The 19,630-nt window shown below is 63.4% G+C and carries 15 protein-coding genes; 7 read left to right on the top strand and 8 right to left on the bottom strand.

Features of this window, described 5'->3' with window-relative positions; genetic code table 11:
* Position 1: 1 nt before the first annotated feature.
* The 4 genes from BHC62_RS17950 to BHC62_RS17935 all read left to right on the top strand — a co-directional run bounded on the left by BHC62_RS17950 (position 2) and on the right by BHC62_RS17935 (position 5,216).
* Positions 2-643, top strand: a complete 642-nt coding sequence (locus BHC62_RS17950; protein WP_070995696.1) for a peroxiredoxin-like family protein — start codon at positions 2-4, stop codon at positions 641-643.
* Positions 644-706: 63 nt separating this feature from the next.
* Positions 707-2,377: an NAD(P)/FAD-dependent oxidoreductase gene (locus BHC62_RS17945; protein WP_029300563.1), complete on the top strand. Its 1,671-nt coding sequence runs from the start codon at positions 707-709 to the stop codon at positions 2,375-2,377.
* On the top strand, positions 2,374-3,855 hold the full coding sequence (locus tag BHC62_RS17940) for an amidase (RefSeq protein ID WP_143007552.1): 1,482 nt from the start codon (positions 2,374-2,376) through the stop codon (positions 3,853-3,855). The genes BHC62_RS17945 and BHC62_RS17940 overlap by 4 nt, the downstream gene beginning before the upstream one ends.
* A 23-nt stretch (positions 3,856-3,878) precedes the next feature.
* A complete protein-coding gene (locus tag BHC62_RS17935; protein WP_070995695.1) occupies positions 3,879-5,216 on the top strand; it encodes a cation:proton antiporter in 1,338 nt (445 codons plus the stop codon).
* 306 nt (positions 5,217-5,522) lie between these two features.
* Here the strand turns inward: BHC62_RS17935 and ycaC are convergent, their stop codons facing one another.
* Positions 5,523-6,149 (bottom strand): isochorismate family cysteine hydrolase YcaC, encoded by a 627-nt coding sequence (gene ycaC / locus BHC62_RS17930; RefSeq protein WP_029300559.1) that lies wholly within the window; start codon positions 6,147-6,149, stop codon positions 5,523-5,525.
* Between the two features lie 63 nt (positions 6,150-6,212).
* Positions 6,213-6,902 (bottom strand): isochorismatase family protein, encoded by a 690-nt coding sequence (locus tag BHC62_RS17925; protein ID WP_070995694.1) that lies wholly within the window; start codon positions 6,900-6,902, stop codon positions 6,213-6,215.
* Positions 6,903-7,207: 305 nt separating this feature from the next.
* Here BHC62_RS17925 and BHC62_RS17920 point away from each other — a divergent pair, with 305 nt between their 5' ends.
* Positions 7,208-8,197 (top strand): LysR substrate-binding domain-containing protein, encoded by a 990-nt coding sequence (locus tag BHC62_RS17920; protein ID WP_083335454.1) that lies wholly within the window; start codon positions 7,208-7,210, stop codon positions 8,195-8,197.
* A gap of 57 nt (positions 8,198-8,254) precedes the next feature.
* A complete protein-coding gene (locus BHC62_RS17915) occupies positions 8,255-8,776 on the top strand; it encodes a ClbS/DfsB family four-helix bundle protein (protein ID WP_029300556.1) in 522 nt (173 codons plus the stop codon).
* A 79-nt stretch (positions 8,777-8,855) separates the two neighbouring features.
* Here the strand turns inward: BHC62_RS17915 and BHC62_RS17910 are convergent, their stop codons facing one another.
* Positions 8,856-9,656 (bottom strand): AraC family transcriptional regulator, encoded by an 801-nt coding sequence (locus BHC62_RS17910; RefSeq protein WP_224791092.1) that lies wholly within the window; start codon positions 9,654-9,656, stop codon positions 8,856-8,858.
* Positions 9,657-10,140: 484 nt separating this feature from the next.
* Here BHC62_RS17910 and BHC62_RS17900 point away from each other — a divergent pair, with 484 nt between their 5' ends.
* Positions 10,141-11,397: an MFS transporter gene (locus tag BHC62_RS17900; protein ID WP_029300551.1), complete on the top strand. Its 1,257-nt coding sequence runs from the start codon at positions 10,141-10,143 to the stop codon at positions 11,395-11,397.
* A 41-nt stretch (positions 11,398-11,438) separates the two neighbouring features.
* Here the strand turns inward: BHC62_RS17900 and BHC62_RS17895 are convergent, their stop codons facing one another.
* Genes BHC62_RS17895 through BHC62_RS17875 form a run of 5 tightly spaced genes read right to left on the bottom strand, consistent with a single transcriptional unit; the run spans position 11,439 to position 19,624 of the window.
* Complete coding sequence (locus tag BHC62_RS17895; RefSeq protein WP_070995693.1) at positions 11,439-12,782, bottom strand: MFS transporter; 1,344 nt, start codon at positions 12,780-12,782, stop codon at positions 11,439-11,441.
* Between the two features lie 16 nt (positions 12,783-12,798).
* Entirely contained in the window at positions 12,799-14,013 is a 1,215-nt protein-coding gene (locus tag BHC62_RS17890; protein WP_070995692.1) for an MFS transporter, read from the bottom strand.
* Positions 14,014-14,073: 60 nt separating this feature from the next.
* Positions 14,074-16,791, bottom strand: coding sequence for an AMP-binding protein (locus BHC62_RS17885; RefSeq protein WP_070995691.1), 2,718 nt, complete (start codon positions 16,789-16,791; stop codon positions 14,074-14,076).
* Positions 16,788-18,590 (bottom strand): CoA transferase, encoded by a 1,803-nt coding sequence (locus BHC62_RS17880; protein ID WP_070995690.1) that lies wholly within the window; start codon positions 18,588-18,590, stop codon positions 16,788-16,790. The genes BHC62_RS17885 and BHC62_RS17880 overlap by 4 nt, the downstream gene beginning before the upstream one ends.
* Entirely contained in the window at positions 18,587-19,624 is a 1,038-nt protein-coding gene (locus tag BHC62_RS17875) for a methyltransferase (protein ID WP_029293811.1), read from the bottom strand. Before BHC62_RS17875 ends, BHC62_RS17880 begins: the two co-directional genes overlap by 4 nt.
* Positions 19,625-19,630 lie beyond the last annotated feature (6 nt).

The following is a 19,630-nucleotide window of genomic DNA, read 5'->3' as shown; positions in this document are numbered from 1 at the left end:
AATGTCGCTCAAGGAAAAGCTACAAACCGTCAAGGACCAGATGGCCCAGTTGCCTGCAGAAGTCCTGCACAAGTTCCAGGCATCGCTACAGACGCTGCTCGACAGCCACTTGGGCGACAAGGCCCTGAAGGCCAACGACAAGGCGCCCCTGGCGGTGCTCAAGGATGCTGACGAGCAGGATGTGGACCTGCGTCAGTTGCTGGATAAGGGCCCATTGGTGCTGGTGTTCTACCGAGGCCTTTGGTGCCCCTTTTGCGGCCAGGCGTTGACCGCCTACCAGCAGATGGTCGCGGACCTGGCCGCCTCGGGCGCCACCCTGGTGGCGGTGTCGGCACAGACCCCGGAGTTTTCGCGCAAGACCCGCGAGGCCCTCGGCATCAAATACCTGCTGCTCAGCGATGCCGATAACCAGCTGGCGCGCCAGTACGGCATCGTGTTCAAGCTCGAAGACGAGCTGGATGAGGTCTACCGCTCCCTGGGTGCCGACCTCAAGCTATTCAACGGCTCCGACGCCCTGACCTTGCCCATGGCCAGCGCCTTTGTGATCGGCCAGGACGGGCTGATCCGCGCTGCCTTCGTCAACGTGGACTACTCGCAACGGGTAGAGCCACAGCAATTGATCACGGCCGCCAGCCGCGCATAACCGGCAATTCTCGCCGAAGGCGCCCACGCCTTTGGCGAACCCACTTGTTCAGGGACTGACGACATGAAACGAATCGCAATCATGGGGGCCGGCGTAGCCGGTCACCTGGCCGCGCTGTACTTCAAAAAAAGGTTACCGGGTGTCGAAGTCATCCTGATCGGGCGCCCGGACCGCAAGCGCCCGATCGTCGGCGAGTCCACGGTCGAGTTGACCACCCACTTCTTCAAGGGCCTGGGGCTGGGGCGCCTGTTGGAAGAAAAGCATTACCACAAGTACGGCCTGACCTATTACCTGAAGCTGCGCAACAACCCCGAGTGCCGCAACTACGTGGTGCACGAGGCACCGGGCGTGATCCGCATGCCGGCCTACAACCTCAACCGCTTCAGCTTCGACAAGGACCTGCGCAAGATTGTCGGTGATCACCAGGTCCACATGATTGAGGCCGATGTGAGCGCCGTCGACCTCAATGCCGGTGAGCACGCCACCCACCTGCTGACCCTGCGCAGCGCCGCCGATGAGCAACAGCAACTGACCGCCGATTGGGTAGTGGACGCCACCGGCCGCAATCGCTTCATGGCGAAAAAGCTCAAGCTGCACAAAGAGGCGACGTACCAGCGCAGTACCTTCTGGCTCAGGCTCAAGGACTTCGACCGCAGCATCTTGTCCAGCATCACCGCGCACAAGGACAAGCATCACTGCTACGACCCGTACTACGTGACCCATCATTTTTATGGCAAGGGCTACTGGATCTGGATGATCCCGATGCGCAGCGATGATGGCAACGAGATGATCAGCATCGGCATCACCTACCGGCCGGACATGATCGAGCAGAAAATCAGCACCCTGGAGGCCTTCAAGGAAAAGGTCATGGCCGACCATCCGGTGATTACCGAGTTGATCGAGTCGGGCCAACTGGTCGATACCCAGGCCATGCACAACTACATGTACGAGGCGCGGCAATATTACTCGACCGAGGGTTGGTTCCTGCTGGGCGACGCGGCCTTTACCTTCGACCCGGCCAACAGCGCCGGGCTGGCCTATGTGGCGCAGCAGATCCCGCAAGTCGCGGCGATGATCGAGAAGGATATCCACGGCAGCCTGACCCCCGCCTACGTCAACTGCCTGGAATCGCACATCCAGGCGCAACTGGCCCTACAGGACACCTGGAGCAAGTGGTACGAGGTGATGGACGACCCGTTCATGATGGGCTGGACCCTGCTGTTCGCCAACATGGCGTACTTCCATGTGGTGTTGCCGATGTACATGACCGGGGATTTTCTCGATGGTCATCAGGCCCAGCAATTTGCCGACCTGCTGCCGCGCTACACCCGCGAGATGCAACCCTCGCCCCTGCCGTTTGCCTGCCTGCTGCAAGAGATCCGCCGCTCCAACCCGGGCTTGAGCCCGACGATGATGCCCAACCTCTATTCGCGCACCATCAACTTCGACCTGTACAAGGCCGACAACCGCGCACGGCCGATTTACGCGTCCAACTATTACCTGCGCTCGGCCTTGCTCCGGGTGCGGCTGATGAAAATGGTCAAGTGGTCGCTGTCTACGCGCCACCTCAGGTTGTTGCTGCGCCATGGCTGTGGCGCCGTGCAGGACCTGGCGCGGGCTGCGGTCCTGCGCCTGCGCCCTTCGCTGTTCTACAAATATGGCGAGTCGCCGGAGTTGCTCAAGTCGCCGTTTGGCAAGGACGGTGGCTTCCTCGACCTGGTACGTCGCGCATGAACGGCATGGCGCAGGTCCGCACAGACCTGCTGGAACTGAGTGCCGTGCAACTGGCGTGGTTGATTCGCGGCAAGCAGATCTCCCCGGTGGAGCTGATCGAGCAATGCATTGCGCGCCTGGAGCAGGTCCAGCCGTTATGCAATGCCATGGCAGTCGACCTGTTCGACGACGCCCGCGCCGCAGCACGCCGGGCCGAAGAGGATGTGCTCAAAGGGCGGCCATTGGGACGCCTGCATGGCGTGCCCTTCTCCATGAAAGAAGGCCTGGGCCTTGCGGGGTACCCCAAGACCTGCGGCTCACGCCTGCGCAGCAACAGCCGCGCCCGCAGCACCGCCACGGTCGCCACGCGGCTGCTGGCGGCCGGCGCCATCCCCCTGGCCCTGGGCAATCAGGCCGAGATGGCGTTGTGGCCCGAGACGGACAACCTGGTGTATGGCCGCACGCTCAACCCCTACGACCCCTTACGCACCGCCGGTGGCAGCAGCGGTGGCGACTCTGTAATGGTCGCCAGCGGTTGCGTGCCCTTTGCCCTGGGCACCGACGGCGGCGGCTCGATCCGCATCCCGGCGGCGTTCAATGGGATCTTTGGCTTGAAGCCGTCGCGGGGGCTGGTGCCGCTGAGCGGGCATCTGCCACTGGATGAGCAGCGTGTGTCACTGCCGGTGTCCCAAGCCGTTGCCAGCCACTTTGCAGCGGGCCCCCTGTGCCGGTACGCAGAGGACCTGGGCGCAGTGCTGGAGGTCATCGCCGGCAGCGACGGCATCGACCGCAATATCCATTCGAGCTACCAACAACCGGCCCAGGCGACACCGCTCAAGCGTGTATTCGTCTGCCTGCCGGCCCCTCTCAAATGGGGCACGCCACTCTCGGCCGCCGTGACTGGCGGGGTGATCGAGACCGGCCAGCGTTATGCAGACCAGGGGGTGGAGGTGCAAGCCTGGAATGAAGGCTGTTTGACCAACGCCTTTTTTATCTGGCTGGCCGTCCTCAAGTGCGAGACCCGCATTCACCTGGCCGATTACCTCGGGGATGGGCAGCCACTGAATTATCCACGGGCGTTGTATGCAGCCCTGGCTGGCAGGCCGCAGTTCTCCCGGGGGCCACTGCTTGCCAGCTTGATGGACAGCTGCGGCGATCGGCTGGGCAACCCGGGGCTCGCGCGGTTCCTCAAGCAGCGCGATCACTTGCAGCAGGCCCTGGCCGGGCTGTTCGACGGCCAGAGCATTCTGGTGTTGCCGGCCACCCCGAGCGTGGCGCCGGCCCATGGCAGCGCCCTGCATCGCCCGTTCGATATCGGCTATTGCGCGCTGTTCAATGTTCTCGGTTTTCCGGCCCTGTGCGTGCCCATCGGGCGCCTCGACCACGGCTGCCCGGTGGCCGTGCAACTGGTGGCCGGGCTGGGCCAGGACGCGTTGTTACTGGAAGCCGCGCGCTTTCTGGAAATGGAATTGGGCGGTTGGCGCAAGCCTGCGCTCTAACACTTCAAGCACTAGGACACCCCATGCAAACCAACACCAGCGCTATCACGCTCCAACCCCCTGCGCCTGCGGGCGGACAATCGGCCGTGGGTTCCCAGGCCGAGCACTTGACCCTATTGTTCCTGATCCAACTGATCGTGATTTTCAGCGCCAGCCGCCTGATCTCCTGGCTCAGCACCCGCTGCCTGGGACAAACCCCGGTGGCTGGGGAGATTCTCGCCGGGCTGGTCCTGGGCCCGAGCCTGCTGGGGTATTTTTTCCCGGAACTGCTGAGCAGCATCTTTGTGCCGCAAACCTCCACGGCCTTTGTCGCCACCGCTCAGGTCGGCCTGATTCTACTGATGTTCCAGGTGGGCCTGGAATTTGAATTCGGTGCCCACCTCAAGGGGCGTAAGCGCTCGATCATGGCCATCAGCTTGGGTGGCCTGCTGGTGCCGTTTGTCAGTGGCTTCCTGGTGGCCGAGTATTTCTGGCAACAGATCGTCGGCGACAAGCCGCCACTGCTGGCCTTCCAACTGTTTTTTGCCACGGCGTTGTCGATCACTGCCCTGCCGATCCTCGGGCGGATCTTCATGGAACTGGGGCTGTCCCGCTCCCGCGTGGCCACCCTGACGATTGGCGCGGCGGCCATCGATGATGTGTGCGGCTGGCTGATCCTCGGTGGGGTAACGTCGATCATCGCATCCAACTTCAGCGTGTGGGCGTCACTGGGCAGGATCCTCGCGCTGGCGGTGTTTATCGTGTTGGTGCTGTGGGTGGTGCGGCCCTTGGTGCTGCGCTGGATCATCGGCGACCTGGAGCGCAAACCGCTGTCGGCCCAGGGCATATCCCTGATGCTGATCGTGCTGTTTGGCAGTGCGGTGATTACCAACCTGATCGGCGTGTTTTCGATCATTGGTGGTTTTATCATCGGCGTCGCCCTGCACACCCACCGGCCCTTTGTCACACAGTGGAATGCCAAGGTCAGTGGCTTGGTCAATGCGTTTTTCCTACCGGTGTTCTTTGCCTACACCGGCCTGCGCACCGACATCGGTTCGCTCAACGGCGACACGGCGCTGCTCAATTGCTTTTTGGTGTGCCTGGTGGCGTTCGCCAGCAAATTTTTCGGGGCCTATGGCGCCAGCCGCTGGCTGGGCGAAACACCGCGCAACAGCGCGCTGATCGGCGTGTGCATGAACACCCGAGCGCTGATGGAATTGGTGGTGCTTAACGTGGGCTATGACCTGGGTGTTTTGCCCAAGGAGTACTTCACCATGCTGGTGATCATGGCCATTATCAGCACCTTTATCGCCTCGCCGCTGATCCGCCTGCTGACGAGTGAGGAGCGACGGGTGCCGGTGGGCCAGCCTGCGGTGAAATAATTTGGGCCAGGGCGATACCGGGTGAATACCGGCAGGCGTTCCAACCCCGCCCATTGTAGGAGCGAGCTTGCTCGCGAAAAGCCTGAGGGCAACGCGGGGAGTCAGGTTGCCCGCGTTATCGTTGACGACCTTCGCGAGCAAGCTCGCTCCTACAAGGGGCTTTGGGCGGTGAATACCGGCAGGCGCCACTGTAGAAGCGAGCTTGCTCGCGAAAAGCCCGAGGGCAACGCAGGGAGTCAGGTTCCCCGCGTTATCGTTGACGACTTTCGACAGCAAGCCGGCGCCTACAGGCGGTGGGGGCTGGGGCTATTTGCCCTCGGTCAGCGCGTTGTAGCTGGTGAACAGGTTGCGATAGTCAGGAATGTGGTTGGAGAACAAGGTCCCCAAACCTTCGATATCGTTGCGCCAGTCGCGGTGCAGTTCACAGGCCAGGCCAAACCAGGTCATCAACTGCGCACCATTGGCCGACATACGGTTCCAGGCCGATTGCTGGGTCAGCTCGTTGAAGGTACCGGAGGCATCGGTCACCACAAACACTTCATACCCTTCCGCCAGGGCCGACAGTGCCGGGAACGCTACGCACACCTCGGTTACCACGCCAGCGATGATCAGTTGCTTCTTGCCAGTGGCCTTGATGGCCTTGACGAAGTCTTCGTTGTCCCAGGCGTTGATCTGACCAGGGCGGGCAATGTACGGCGCGTCCGGGAACAGGGCCTTGAGCTCGGGCACCAGCGGGCCGTTGGGGCCGGTTTCGAAGCTGGTGGTGAGGATGGTCGGCAGCTTGAAGTATTTGGCCAGGTCAGCCAGGGCCAGGACGTTGTTCTTGAACTTGTCGGGTTCGATATCGCGGACCAGTGACAGCAAGCCAGCCTGATGGTCAACCAGCAGGACAGCTGCGTTGTCTTTGTCCAAGCGAACGTAGGGTTTAGACATCTTGATGCTCCTGGTAAAAAGGCGCGTCCCGAAATGGGCCGCACCGGGGAAGGTCAGCGGTATTTACTTGCGCTGGGAGTCTAGCTCTTCGTGGTTATTTGCCACTTCCTGCGCCTTGACGTAGCTCTCGATCAGCAATTGATAGTGCGGCATCGCCTGGGTATAGACGTTCGCCCACTCCTGGGCATCCGGACGGTTCCACGAGCCTTGCAGCTCCGACAGCGTGCCCATGATGTCGATTGGCACCACGCCGGCCTGGGCCAGGCGGGCGACAGTCAGGTCGGTGGCCAGTTTCGAGTGGTTGCCCGAGGCGTCGACCACGGCGAATACCTTGTAGCCTTCATGCACTGCGGCAATGGACGGGAACGCCAGGCACACGCTGGTCAGGGTGCCGGCAATCACCAGGGTCTTCTTGCCGGTGGCTTTGACGGCGGCATGGAATTCAGGGTTGTCCCAGGCGTTGATCTCGCCACGGCGGGCAACGTACTGGGCGTGGGGCGCCGATTCATGGATTTCCGGGATCAGCGGGCCATTCGGTCCCTGAGGCACCGAAGCGGTGGTGATCACCGGGATTTTCAACAGCGTCGCCGCCTTGGCCAAGGCAATGGCGTTGGCGCGCAGTTGAGGAACATCAATGTCCTTGACGATCTGGAACAGGCCACTCTGGTGGTCGATCAGCAACATGGCGGTGTCGGTGGGATCAATCGTCGGCTTCTGACCATTAAAGTTTGCAGCGTTACCTGAAGCGCTCATTTGCATATCCTCTTGCGTGGATGAACCTCCCTGGTGTCATTGCCTGCCAAATTCCCGGCAAGCTCTGCACGTCCTGTGCAGATACGAATTGGGGTGTGACTCGACAGATCAGTTCGCTACCGGGCCTCTGGCTTCACAGCGCCTGACCACAGCTGACAATTCCAACAATGGAACGCCCCCGCCCGCTGCCGTCTTCACCGCACATCGGCAGCCGGGAAGAAACAGCCGCTCCACCTTAGTCATCACGCTAGGTATCCGGTAGTGGTTGAATTAAACTTCAGAATCTCAAAAATGGAACGATCCCCATGTTCGACCTCAATGAACTCTTCCTCTACGCCAAGGTGGTTGAGCATGGTGGTTTCGCGGCGGCCGGGCGGGCGCTAAACATGCCCAAGTCGACCTTGAGCCGCCGGGTCAGCCAGCTAGAAGCACGGCTGGGGGCACGCTTGATCCAGCGCTCTACCCGTCAGTTCCAAGTGACCGACATTGGCCTGGCCTACTACCGACACTGCGTGGCGATGACCGCCGAAGCCGAGTCCGCCGAAGACCTGATTGCCTTCAACAAAGCAGAGCCGCGTGGGGTGATTCGCCTGAGCTGCACCACCGCACTGCTCAATTACTGGGTGGCGCCGATGCTGGCCCAGTTCATGGCCCAGTGCCCCAGCGTCGAACTCAACGTGAAGAGCTTCAACCGTAAGGTGGATGTGATCAGCGAGGGCTATGACATTGCGCTGAACCTGTGCTTTCCCCCCCTGGAAAGCAGTGACTTGGTGATGAAGTTGCTCGCCAGGAGTTCCCAGGTACTGGTGGCAAGCCCAGGTTTTTTGCAGGAGCACCCACTGCCGCAACACCCCACTGACTTATCAGGACTGCCGACCATCAGTTGGGGCAACCCGATGCTGCAGTACGTGTGGGCGCTGACCGGCCCAGAAGGTGTGACGGCTGAGATCAGCCACGTGCCCAGGCTGATCAGCGATGACATGCCCACCCTGAAAAGCGCGGTGCTGCTGGGCGTCGGGATCGCCAACCTGCCGTTGGCGGTGGTCGAGGATGAGTTAAAAGAAGGCCGCCTGGTCCGCGTGCTCGCGCAATGGCAACCCACCGAAGGCGTGATCAGCGCCGTCTTCCCTTCACGGCGGGGGCTGCTGCCTTCAGTGCGGACCTTGATCGACTTCCTGGCCCAGGCGTTTGAGGCACAACAACAAAGCCAGGCGCACGAACGAACACTAGCAGCAGTCACGCCTCTGAATCGCCCGCCCGCCGATCCCCCTGGGAAGAACGCCCCGAATGGCTGATACCCGTGCTGGACACACGTGTGGCGAATAGGATTTTTTTTGCAAGACAGGTGATATATGGCAGTCCCTCAGAACAAACAAGAACTGCTTGATGCCATCAACACCCAGTACGAAAAACTGCTCACTGCCATCAAGCAGGTGCCGACTCAACGGGTCAACGAATGCAGCCTGGAGGGGCATGCCAAGGGGACGCAGATGAGCGTTGCCAATCTGCTCGCGTACCTGGTGGGCTGGAACGAATTGGTGCTCAAGTGGCTGGACGCAGACGCCGCAGGTAACGCCATAGACTTCCCGGAAACCGGCTTCAAGTGGAACCAGTTGGGCCAGCTTGCGCAGAAGTTTTACCGCGACTACGAGGGCATCGCTTTTGAGTCACTGCTCGATCGACTCGACACAGCAAAGCAGCGCATCGTCTCCATCATCCAGAGCCGCGACAATACCGAGCTTTATGAATGCCCGTGGTATGAGCACTGGACGATGGGGCGGATGATCCAGTTCAACACCGCGTCCCCTTATGAGAATGCACGCGGGCGCTTGCGAAAATGGCTTAAAACGCAAGGCACGCTGAACCTATCCTAAGCGCCGAAACGCTCCCGTTGTTCAAGGAGTAGGCGCTCAGCCTGCAACTGCGTAGCAGCCTTAGGCAGCGGCCCGCTATTCAAACGACGCGGTTGCCACATACCGACTTGGGCGTGTGGCCAAAGTGACGGGTAAACGCCGCCGTCAGGTTATTAGGATGCTGGTAACCCACTTTGTATGCCACCTCGGACACCCGGTAGCCGGCGGCCAACAACTCCCGTGCGCGGGTCATGCGCAGTTCCAGCAAATAGCGTCCCGGGCTGATGCCGTGGACCTGGCGGAAGTATTCCTTGAGCCGGTATTCGCTCACGCCCATGGCCGTGCACAAGTAGGCGTTGTTCAGTGGCTTGTCCAGATTGGACTGCATGAAGAGGTCAATGCGGTCCAGGGTGTCGAGGTCCCTGGCCGTCAATTTGGCTTGTCGGCTCGACGTCACTTCGAGGGCTTGCAGTTGCTCCGACAGCAGGCTCAAGGCGTGAATGCGCTGGGTCAGGCCGTCTTCTTGGTGAATGCTCGGGCTTTTCAGGCGCCGCAGGTGTTCGCTGGGGTTGATGTCGCAGCAGGCCACCTGACGAAAACTTTCATGCGGGCCCAGGGCACTGCCGAGCAGGCCTTGGCAACGCTGCGGGCCAATAAAGCGCGCCAGGGCCGATTCGGTAACCACCAGGCGCAGTTGCTGGATCGGCGTATCGGCGGCATACACCCGCTGGCCCTGGCCCTCGCGAAAAATCGATACGGTGGCCTGGTTGGGCTGGAATTTCATTTCCCGGCCCTTCGGGCAACGGAACTCCGATTGCCCGGACAAGGCGAAGGCAATCACCAGCATGCGCTCTGCGCCCTCGTGCTGGCACAGTTCGGCGCAGATCTTATGGGCAGTCATCTGTGACTTGATCACCGTGAATCCCGCTTCGCAGTCCAACCGTTCAACCTGAAATGTGCCCGTCCCCGCCGCCCCTTCAAACTGGGTCCAATTGGAAGACTCCGACGTTTCCTGGCTTGCCCGGGCCGGGCTCGATAACTCTCGCATATCCATCCCCCTTAAATGCGCGCGCCTGGCTCGACCGGCCGCGCTTGCCTACCTTCCTTGCGGTGCCATGACCAAGCAGGCACCGGTCTTATGGCTGCGGATCAGACTACAGGGCGCGGCAAATGCCTGGGCACCTGCCGTTTTCCATATGTAATTCACCGCCGCGCACACACAATGCTAATCATTCTCATCTCCGATTGCACTAACATCCCTTCCTGGCCGGCCATATCCGCCTGCGCCACTGCGCCCTGGGTTGCCAGGGCACCGCTGCCACAGCCTGCAGCCCGATCCGGGAGGTGGGCCTGCGCCTGATCGGGCGCCAATAAGGAATGCCGCAATGCCGACCCCTGCTCTACGCACTTCATGGTGGCCCCAGCAACTGTTGCTGGGCTGGCTCAACCTGGCGCTCACCGCGCCGCTGATCTACCTCTATATCGGCCTGCCCCTGGTCATGCGCCAGAACGGCTGGAGTGGCACGCAGATCGGCCTGATGCAATTGGCCGGCCTGCCCGCCATGCTCAAGTTCCTGTTTGCCACCCCAGTGGATCGTTACCGGCTGGGCCAGGCCAGCTACCGCAACTGGACCCTGTTGCTGATGCTCTGCTACGCCGCCGCCCTGGGCCTGCTCGCCGCCCATGACCTGGGTAACACGCCAGCGAGCCGGATGTTCCTGCTGGCGATGCTGGTCAGCGTACTCGGCACCTGGGCCGACGTGCCGTTGAACGCTCTGGCGATCCAGATCCTGCCGGAGTCGGAACGGGTACGTGCCGGCGCCATCCGTTCTGCAGCCATGTCCCTGGGCGCGATAGTCGGCGGTGGTGTGATGTTGCTGCTGCACACCCGCGCCGGCTGGGCCTGGCCCTTCTACGTGCTGGCGCTGGGTTTGCTGTCGGGGGTCTTGCTGCTGCCCTGGCTCAAGCCCCAGGCCACGCCATGCCAGAGCCTGCCCGCCCCACTCGCGCCCCTGGCCGGCTGGCGCCAGTGGCCCGGTTACTTCGCCATTGCCGAACATCGCACCTGGGCCTTGCTGGTGCTGGTGTATTACCCGTTCCTGGGCGCGGTGTGGCTGTACCTCAAGCCATTGATGCTCGACCAGGGCTTTGCGGCGGACCGCATTGCCTTGATTGTCGGGATCGTCGGCGGCCTGGCCGGCGCCCTCTCCAGCATGCTCGCCGGGCGCTTGACCCGGCGGATCGGCGCCAGTATCAGCCTGCCGCTGCTGGCCCTGGGCAATCTCGTGGCTATCGGCTTTCTGACACTGGTGATAATCGCGGGCCTGGGGCACAACGCGCTGATTGCCGCCGCCCTGCTAGTGGCCCTGGCTATGGGAGCCTCAGCCGGCCTGATGTTTGGTTTGATGATGTACCACACCCGTCCTGGGCTCGCAGCCGTGGACTACGGCATCCAATCGAGCCTGTTTGTCGCCGCGCGCACCCTGGTGCCCATACTCGCCGGGGTGTTGCTCGACCGTCTTGGCTACCCCGGCATGCTCGGCTGCCTGCTGGTGGGGCTGGTCCTGGTGCTGCTGCTGGCCTGGCATAGCCGCAGGCGGATCTTCAGCCTTGACCGCCCCGCTCAACTGCAAGGCGTATAAGGCTTCTACTGCAGGAGCGGGCTCGCCCGCCCCTACAGCCGTCACCCCAGCACCTGGCCCCGGGTTTCCCGGGCCTGTAAAGCGATGGCGCTGGCCAGCAGCAACAGCCCGCCAAGCAAGATAAAAATCGCCGTCGCGCCCCAATGCAGAGCCAGCACCCAGCCCATGCCCACCGCCCCCAACAAAGCCCCGCTGCGGTTGCACAGCGCGCCCCAGGCCGCCCCCTTGCCCCGCAACAACGTGGGATACAACTCGGGCGTGTACAGGTGCAGGCTCATGTTCGCCGCGTAAAGAAAAAATGAACAACTGGCGGCCAGCAACGCTACCAGCAGCACTTGCTGCCAGGCCACAGTCAAGGCGATCAGCAGCAGGCTCAGGCCGGCTCCCAGGTAGCCGCCAAACAACAAGCGCACACGCCCGATCCGGTCCACGCACCAGGCTGCGGCCATGCAGCCGCCGAGGCCGGCGATGTTGCTCCACAGCGTAAAGTTCAGGGCTTGTGCCAGGGAAGTGGAAAACACCTCCACATAAAGGCTCGGTAGCCAGATCAACAAGGCGAAATTCACCAGATAGCCGAGGAACCACAGCAACCCGACACTGCCCGAGGCATGACGCAGCACCGGGTCGTACAGCTGCCGCCAACGCCCGCTGTCCCGAGGCCGTGCTACAGGGGCTTCGGTCAACAGCGGCGTGGCCACCGCATGGCCGCTGGCGCGCTCCATATACGCCATGCACGCCTGCGCCCGGCGCAGTTGCCCCCGCGCCGCCAGCCAGCGCGCCGACTCGGGCACATAGAGGTAGACCGCCACCGCCAACACCATCGGCACGCTGCCCAGCCAGTACAGTGGTCGCCAGCCCATCACCGGCAATGCCCAGGTGCAAGCCACCCCAGCGAACATCAAGCCACAGGGGAAGGACAGCTCATACAGCAGTACAAAGCGCCCGCGTACCTTGGAGGTGATGATTTCGCTGAGGTACAGCGCGGCAATCGGCACCTCGGCGCCAATCCCCAGCCCTTGCAGCAGGCGCCCCACCAGCAGCCCTTGCCAATCACTGGCACAGGCAATCAATGCACTGAACAACCCGGTCAGGAGCATCGCCGCCAGTAATACCGGCTTGCGCCCTACCCGGTCTGCCAGCGCCCCGGCGCACAATGCGCCCAGCAACATGCCAAAGGTGCCACTGCCAACGATCAGGCCGACCTGGGTTGGGTCCAGTTGCCATTGCTGCTTGAGCAACGGCAGGGTGAACGAAATCAACAGCAGGTCAAAGGCTTCAAAAAAGGTGATCACCCCCAGCAACAACCGCACCCGGGCCTGCCAGCCAACCACCGGCAGGCCTTCGATGCGTGCGTTGATCTGGGCACTCAATGCAGTTTGCGACATGACGGCTCTCCTGTGCTCAATCAGCCAGGGTGCCGGGCTTGCCGGCGCGCAACGAGACGCACAACTCGCACAGCAAGATGACAATCAACGCCTGCAACGGCAGGTCCCAGCCACCTGAGTACTGATGCAACAAGCCCATGCCCAGGGGGCCCAGCACCGCAATCATAAATCCAAAGCCCTGGGCCATCGCCGACAGCTGGGTCGTGACCTGCTGATCGGGGCTGCGCAGCACAAACAGCAAGGCACTCAGCGCCGGTCCCGCCCCCTGGCCGATCCCCAGTACCAGCATCGCCAGCCAAGCCAGGGACAATGGCCCGTACAGCAAGCCCAGGCACCCGGCAAGGCACAAGCCTACGGTCGCGGCAATATAGCCACGCTGGTCCTTGACCCGGGCTGCCAGCACCGGCGCGAAGTAGCCGCCCAGTACCAGGCCTACCTGAGACACTGCCAAGTACAGCGCCGCCTCGGCAACCGTGGCACCGCGCTCGATATAGATGCTCGGCAACCAGGCCAGCAAGGCGTAGAGGTTCAAGGCCTGGAAGCCGAAGAACAGGGTGATCGACCAAGCCGTACGGTTTCCCAGGACTCGCGGGCGGGCCGCGCTCAATGCGGTGGGCGCAGCGGCAAGCGGTTGGCCATGCCCCAGTTGGGGGATCCAGAACACCAGGGCGACCACCGCAGGAATGGCCCAGGCGCCCAAGGTCAGGTAGGCCGCATCGACATTCGCGCCCAGGCCCTGGTAGATCGGCACGGTCAAGCCAGCCGTCAACACTGCGCCGCCGCCGAGCATCAGCGAAAACACCCCCATCATGTGGCCGATCTGCCTGGGCTGGAAGCGCTTGCGCACCAGGGCCGGTACCACCACGTTCATCACCGCGATCCCCACCCCGGCCAGCAAGGTCCCGGCAAACAGGCCACCCACCCCCAGGGCACGCACCCCACAGCCCACGGCCAATACCAGCAACGCGGCAAACAGCGTACGTTCCTCGCCGAAGCGCTGGCGCAGGCGCACGCCGACCAGGGCAAACAGGCTCAGGCAGATCGGCGGCAGCGAGGCGACCAGGGTGGCCTGGATCGTACTCAGGTGCAGCTCGCCGAGGATCGGTCCGACCCCGGCAAAAGCGATGCGCAGGTTCAGCGTTACCACAATAAAACCCAGGAGCAGCCACAGCTCGCCGCCTGCCGCAGCACGTGGCCGCAGCCCGCTGGTGGCGGATTGTTCAATGCTCATGTAAACCTCCAGACAATAAAAAGCCCTACCCATGGCGGTCCATGGGCAAGGTTGAACAGATCAGGTCGGGGAGCTGGCCAGCAGGCAGTGGATCGGCAGGCCTTTGAGGGGCTGGGCCGTGACCTCGGTAAAGCCCTGCTCCAACAGCAACGACTGGATAAAGCTCACGGCGTAGGTGTCGCCACAGTCGGTCAGGCCGAGCATCTGCGCAGCGAACAAACGGGGCAGCGGATCGAGGGCCGGGTCGAGGCCGGTGGTCATGAAATCGCTGATCAGCAGCTTGCCACCGGGCGCCAGCACCCCACGGGCGCGGGCGATCAACTGGCGGCAACGTTCTGGGTCGAAGTGGTGGAGAATCTGGCTCATGATCACCAGTTCGTACTGGCCGGGGATCTGCAGCGAAAAGATATCGCCACCGATCACTCGCGCCCGCTCGGCCACACCGAACTGCCTGGCAAAACCCTCGGTGACACTGGCCACCGACGGCCAATCGAGGCCAGTGACCTGAGCCTGAGGGTACTGCTGGGCGAAGGTAAAGCCATAGATGCCATTGCCACACGCCACATCAAGAATCCGCAGGGGCGTCTGCCGTGCCGTCCAGTCATCCAACAGCTTCACCAGCCGCCGCGCCGTGGTGCGGCTGGTACTCTCGATCCCGGCGGCAAACTCCTGCCAGTAAGGATGGTCATCGGCCTCGATGTTCTGCGCCAGGGTACTTTTGCCGGCGATTACCGCACTTTTGAAATCGCGGAAGGTTTCCCACATCAGGTCGGCGCTGTAGACATGGGCCAGGCCTCCCACATACTGCTGGCTCTGGCTCAGCAAGTAGCGACGCGACAGGTCGTTGAGGCCGTAGCACCCGTTATCGCCAATGTGCAGCAGGCCCAACCCGGCCAGGGCCGAGAGCAGGATGCGCATGCCGCGCTCGCTGGTGCCCAGCTGCCGGGCCAGGGTCGCGGCGCTGGCGGGGTGTTCGGCAAGGCCATCGAAGACCTTCAGTTCAATGGCGGCGCGCAGCACCCCGGCCCGTTCGACCCCGGTCAGGAGGTCGAGAATCGGCGCGGCACTGAGGGTTACGCAAGAAGCAGATACGTTCATGTTAGTGCTCGAGAGTTCGTCACGTAGGGTGGCTTTGTCGACTTTCCCCGAAGGCGCCAGGGGAAATGCCCGGTGCACGCTGATAGCGTCCGGCCATTTGAAGCGTTCCAGGCCAATCTGGTGTTGCAGGAAATGATTGACGGCCTCCAGGCTCAAGCCCTCGCGGGGATCACGCAGCACCACACAGGCTTGCACCCAACCCTCGCCGCTTGCCTGGGGTACGGCGACCACCGCGACATCCAGTACCTGTGGATGTTCGTGCAAGAGCATTTCCAACTCACCGGCATTGACCTTGACCCCCTTGCGCAGGATCACGTCGGACTTGCGCCCCACCACTTGCAGGCGGCCCTCGGCATCGAGTCGGCCTTTGTCACCGGTCTTGACCCAACCACCGGCTGCCCGTGCGCTCTGGTTCAGCTCTGGGGCGCCGTAATAGCACAGCGGGGTCATGGGGCCGAGGGCCCAGATTTCACCGACTTCGCCCAGCGCCAGCGCTTGCTGCTGCTCGTCCATGATCCGCACGCTGACCACGCGTGGGTCCGGCTTGCCCACACTGCTCACCAGCACCGACGCAGGGTCGTCGAGGGCGGTATGGCAGGCCACGCCATCCGCCGAGCCGTAAGACTGGATCAGGCTGCAACCCAACAGGCGCTTCACGCCACGGGCGGTCTCGGCACTGAGGGCCGACCCGCCGCTAATGATGGCCTCAAGCGCCAGCGCGCCCTTGGACCAGGGTTTTTGCTGCAACAACGGGCTGGCCAGCAACAGGTCGACCATATTCGGCCCCGCATACAGGTGGGTGACCTGGTACCTGACCACCGCGCGCAGCACTTCATCGGGGTCAAAGCGCGGCAGGGTAACCAGCGCCCCGCCCTGGGCGGCCATCACACAGGAGGTGGCCAGTGAGCCGAATGGCGAGGCCAGGGGCACGCAAAACAGCGCCCGCACCGGTGCGCCGCTCTGGCTCAGGCTATCGAGATAAGCCGCCTGGCCACCGAGCAAACCATTGTGGGAATAGGCCACCAGCTTTGGCTCCGATTCCGAACCCGAGGACGCAATCAGCCGCGCCGGGCCATCGGCATCAATCCACCCCGCTTCATAGGCCAACTGCGGTCCATCCCACAGTTGCTCCAGATCGAGCCAGCCCTCCAGGCACGGCCCCTGCAGAATGCGGATGCGCAAGGCCGGCAACTGCGCGCCCAGCTCATCGATCATCGCCCCATAGTCGCTTTCGCCGACCCAGCGCGCGCAGACCAGCGCCTTGGCCCCGGAGCGCTGCAACAGCGAACGGCTTTCATGCTTCTTGCGACCAATGGGAAACGGCAGCACTACCGCCCCCAGCGCCGCCACGGCCAGGTCCAGGGCACAGGCCTGCCAACCATTGGCCAGGTTCACCGCCACCACATCACCGGCGACCACGCCCTGTTGCTGCAAGACCTTGGCCAGGCTCAAGGCGCGCGCCAGCAACTGTTGGTAATTCAGGCAGTAGTGGGCATCCGCCACTGCCAGCGCCTGGGGTTGTTGCATGGCCAGGCGATAAAACGAGGAGAACAGATCCAGGCCCTGATACAACCCCTGTTCACGCCACTGCTGTCGCAGGGCGCGGGGCACCAGGTCAATAAATTCGGGGTGGCCTGGGTGGCTGTCGACAGCCGCCCGGGCCAATAAGGCGCCATTCATAAGTTGGAAATCTCCCAGGGGTTGTTCACATGTAGGTAGGCCGATTGGCGCAAGGCGCCCGCCAGCAGAGGTAGATCGGGCAATTGGCGCAGGTCGGCAGTGACGGCCACGGCCATCACGCCCATAGCCTGCAACGCGCGGCAGCAGGCATGGGTGTCTTGCTCGGCGCACCAGGGCGCCAGGCCCGGGTCGGCTTGGAGACGGGCCAGGCCATCGCGCCCTCGGGCGCTCTGCGCGCGGTCGAGCATCAACCAACCGTCGCGACAGGCGAAGGCCTCGGCCGGTTCCGGTGCCTGCCCATCGGGTTGCCCGGCCAGCAGCAGCGCGGCGGCGCCGGCCATACAGGAATCGAGGTAGCGCCCGCGGCCATCGCGTTGCCGGGCGTAGAGCGCGGCGACAATACCTTCGGCCGCCGCCACTGCGCCGAGTACGTCGACCAGGGTAATCAGCGCTCCGCCAGCAGCGCCGTGGGGCTGGCGAATCCGCTCGGCCAGACCGCTGTAGGCCTGGATCATAAAGTCGGTACCGAGGGGCTGGTCCGATGTCGGTGCGGGCCCGGTGCCCGAGGCCGAGACATAGATCAACCGCGGCAGCAGGCGTGCAAGGGTGTGCGGCTGCAAGGCCAATTGTTCGTCCCGCCCCGGAGCCCAGTTATGCAGAAACACGTCGGCGTGAGCCAGCAGAGCCAGCAGTTCGGCGCGCCCGGTGGGGGCTTTCAAATCGATCTGTACAGTCTGTTTGCTCCGATTGATCGCGTCGAAATGCGCCGAGATTTCACCGGCCATTGGCGGCATGCCGCGCATCGGATCGCCTCCCGGCGGTTCGACCTTGATCACCGTTGCGCCCAACAGCCGCAGCACATGCCCGGCCAATGGTCCCTGGATCAAGCGACAGCACTCCACCACGGTGATCCCTTGCAACGGCAGACCGGCATGCTGTGGTGGCTGCTGCTCGTCGGGCCCGTTCACGCCTGGCCCTGGGGCGAATTCGGTGCAGCGCCAGCCACCGCTCTGAATCCATGGTTGGAACACCGGTTGGTTACGGCAATCCTGCCAACGCTGCAAGGCGCACAGTGCAGTGCCCGCCTCCTTCGCCATGGCTTGCAACTGGGCAAAATCATGTTCACTGGCGGCGCGCATCAGTGCGGCCGGCAACCAAGCCGTGGCTCGGGTGTAGCGTTGCATAAAGGGACGCCAGCCCTTGCCAGCCACGGCAATATCGACCCCGGCCTGCTGCCAGAATCGCAGCCAGGCATCCGGGTTCAGGGCTTCGAGTTCGAACACCACGCCATCGGCACTGGTAAAGGGAGGCCGCACCGCATCCGCCGGGGGAGCGGGCTCGGGTGGGTAGCCGCCGTCGGCGCTGTCCATGGCCAGATATTGGCCGATCGCCAACAGCGCCGCACCGCCATGGCTCATGGCAAGCCGCGCCGCAGGCAGACCACGCGCCTGCCCCAGCAGGCTGGCCAGTGCGGCAGTCAACAACAGCGAGGCCGTGAACGTCGCGCAGTAATCCACGCCCAGGGGTAAAGGCTCGCCGCTGGAGCGTTGGTGCAAGGCGGTCAGGCCGACCACCGCCTCCACCAGCGCAGCGCTAGCGGCCACGGTCGAGGGCGCGGGCCATGGCCGCAGGTGCAATTGGACCTGATGCCCTGCGTCATCGCACAAGGTTTGGCCACCTGTCGCCACTTGCCCACCCTGAGCCTTCAAGCGGCGGGCCAGGGCCTCGGCCACGGGGGCCAGTTCTGCCGACCAGGCCGACGCCGAGAGGTGCAAGGTCAGGTGCTTGAGCAGGCTCATCGCACACCCTTGCGGGCCAGCCGTACGGTCAGCGGCGCCATCGGGAAGTCGCACTCACCGGCATGCTCTACCGTGGCGAAGCCGGCCTGGGTCAGCAGCCCGACCAATTCCCCGGCACGCGGGACGAAGCGCCCGGCCATGAGCATCGGTAGGTAGTAAGGCATGACTCGGGCATTCATCGCCGGTTGTTCGGAACGCTCGGCGTGGGCGCAGACAAACACCCCGCCGGGGCGCAGGGCGCCATGCACGCGACGCAGCAGGCCAAGGCAATCGGGCACGAAATGCAGCACCGAAGAGCACCAGATCACGTCATAGCCTTCACCGAATCCGTCCTTGGCCAGATCGCCACCGATGATTGCGACCCGCTCCTGCAAACCCGCTTCGGCCGCCAGTTGCCCGGCCACCGCCGCCGTCGGTGGCCAGTCGAAGACTGTCGCGTGCAGGCCGGGGTAGCGCTGCGCCAGAGCCTGGGCCACCAACCCCGGCCCGCCGCCAAGATCCAGCACCCGCTCGGCGTGCTGCACCTCGGGCAGCATCTGCAACAACCCCAACACTGCGGGCACACTGATCGCCCGCTGCTCCTGGGCAATATGGGTGGCTGCCGCCGCGGCCCAATCCTGACCACCGCTGACGGGTTTGGCGGGCGCCGTGACCGGTTCGCCAAACACCCGCTGGCGCAGGCCGGCACCTGCCTGGCGCAGGGCCTTGACCCGATAATGCCAGGCGTCGACGCAGCCCTGCGGCCCCGGCAGCCAATAGCGCCGGGAGGTTTCGCTGAGGCCATAGCGGCTGCCGTTCGGGCCGTCGATGCGCTGCAACAGCGCCATGCTCCACAGCAGTTCAAGCCAATGCCCGGTGTTACCCGGCGCCAGTTGCAGGCGCGCAGCCACGGTCGGCACGTCGAGGGGCTGCGCCAGCACACTGAACAGGTCCAGCTCCAGGGCCAGCGTCAGGGCTTCGGCCTGGACCGCAGCGCCGGCCAGTTGCCAATAGGCCTGCAGCGGATGGCTGTGGTTGAAATCAATAATATTCACGGTCTG

The organism is Pseudomonas sp. 06C 126, from assembly GCF_001855215.1.
Classification (GTDB): domain Bacteria; phylum Pseudomonadota; class Gammaproteobacteria; order Pseudomonadales; family Pseudomonadaceae; genus Aquipseudomonas; species Aquipseudomonas proteolytica.
Note: the sequence above shows the minus strand (reverse complement) of the source record. Positions and strands in the feature narration are given on the sequence as shown.

Coding starts and splice junctions, on each gene's coding strand:
- BHC62_RS17950 (WP_070995696.1), top strand. CDS start 2: ATGTCGCTCAAGGAAAAGCTACAAACCGTCAAGGACCAGATGGCCCAG.
- BHC62_RS17945 (WP_029300563.1), top strand. CDS start 707: ATGAAACGAATCGCAATCATGGGGGCCGGCGTAGCCGGTCACCTGGCC.
- BHC62_RS17940 (WP_143007552.1), top strand. CDS start 2,374: ATGAACGGCATGGCGCAGGTCCGCACAGACCTGCTGGAACTGAGTGCC.
- BHC62_RS17935 (WP_070995695.1), top strand. CDS start 3,879: ATGCAAACCAACACCAGCGCTATCACGCTCCAACCCCCTGCGCCTGCG.
- ycaC (WP_029300559.1), bottom strand. CDS start 6,149: ATGTCTAAACCCTACGTTCGCTTGGACAAAGACAACGCAGCTGTCCTG.
- BHC62_RS17925 (WP_070995694.1), bottom strand. CDS start 6,902: ATGAGCGCTTCAGGTAACGCTGCAAACTTTAATGGTCAGAAGCCGACG.
- BHC62_RS17920 (WP_083335454.1), top strand. CDS start 7,208: ATGTTCGACCTCAATGAACTCTTCCTCTACGCCAAGGTGGTTGAGCAT.
- BHC62_RS17915 (WP_029300556.1), top strand. CDS start 8,255: ATGGCAGTCCCTCAGAACAAACAAGAACTGCTTGATGCCATCAACACC.
- BHC62_RS17910 (WP_224791092.1), bottom strand. CDS start 9,656: ATGACTGCCCATAAGATCTGCGCCGAACTGTGCCAGCACGAGGGCGCA.
- BHC62_RS17900 (WP_029300551.1), top strand. CDS start 10,141: ATGCCGACCCCTGCTCTACGCACTTCATGGTGGCCCCAGCAACTGTTG.
- BHC62_RS17895 (WP_070995693.1), bottom strand. CDS start 12,782: ATGTCGCAAACTGCATTGAGTGCCCAGATCAACGCACGCATCGAAGGC.
- BHC62_RS17890 (WP_070995692.1), bottom strand. CDS start 14,013: ATGAGCATTGAACAATCCGCCACCAGCGGGCTGCGGCCACGTGCTGCG.
- BHC62_RS17885 (WP_070995691.1), bottom strand. CDS start 16,791: ATGAATGGCGCCTTATTGGCCCGGGCGGCTGTCGACAGCCACCCAGGC.
- BHC62_RS17880 (WP_070995690.1), bottom strand. CDS start 18,590: ATGAGCCTGCTCAAGCACCTGACCTTGCACCTCTCGGCGTCGGCCTGG.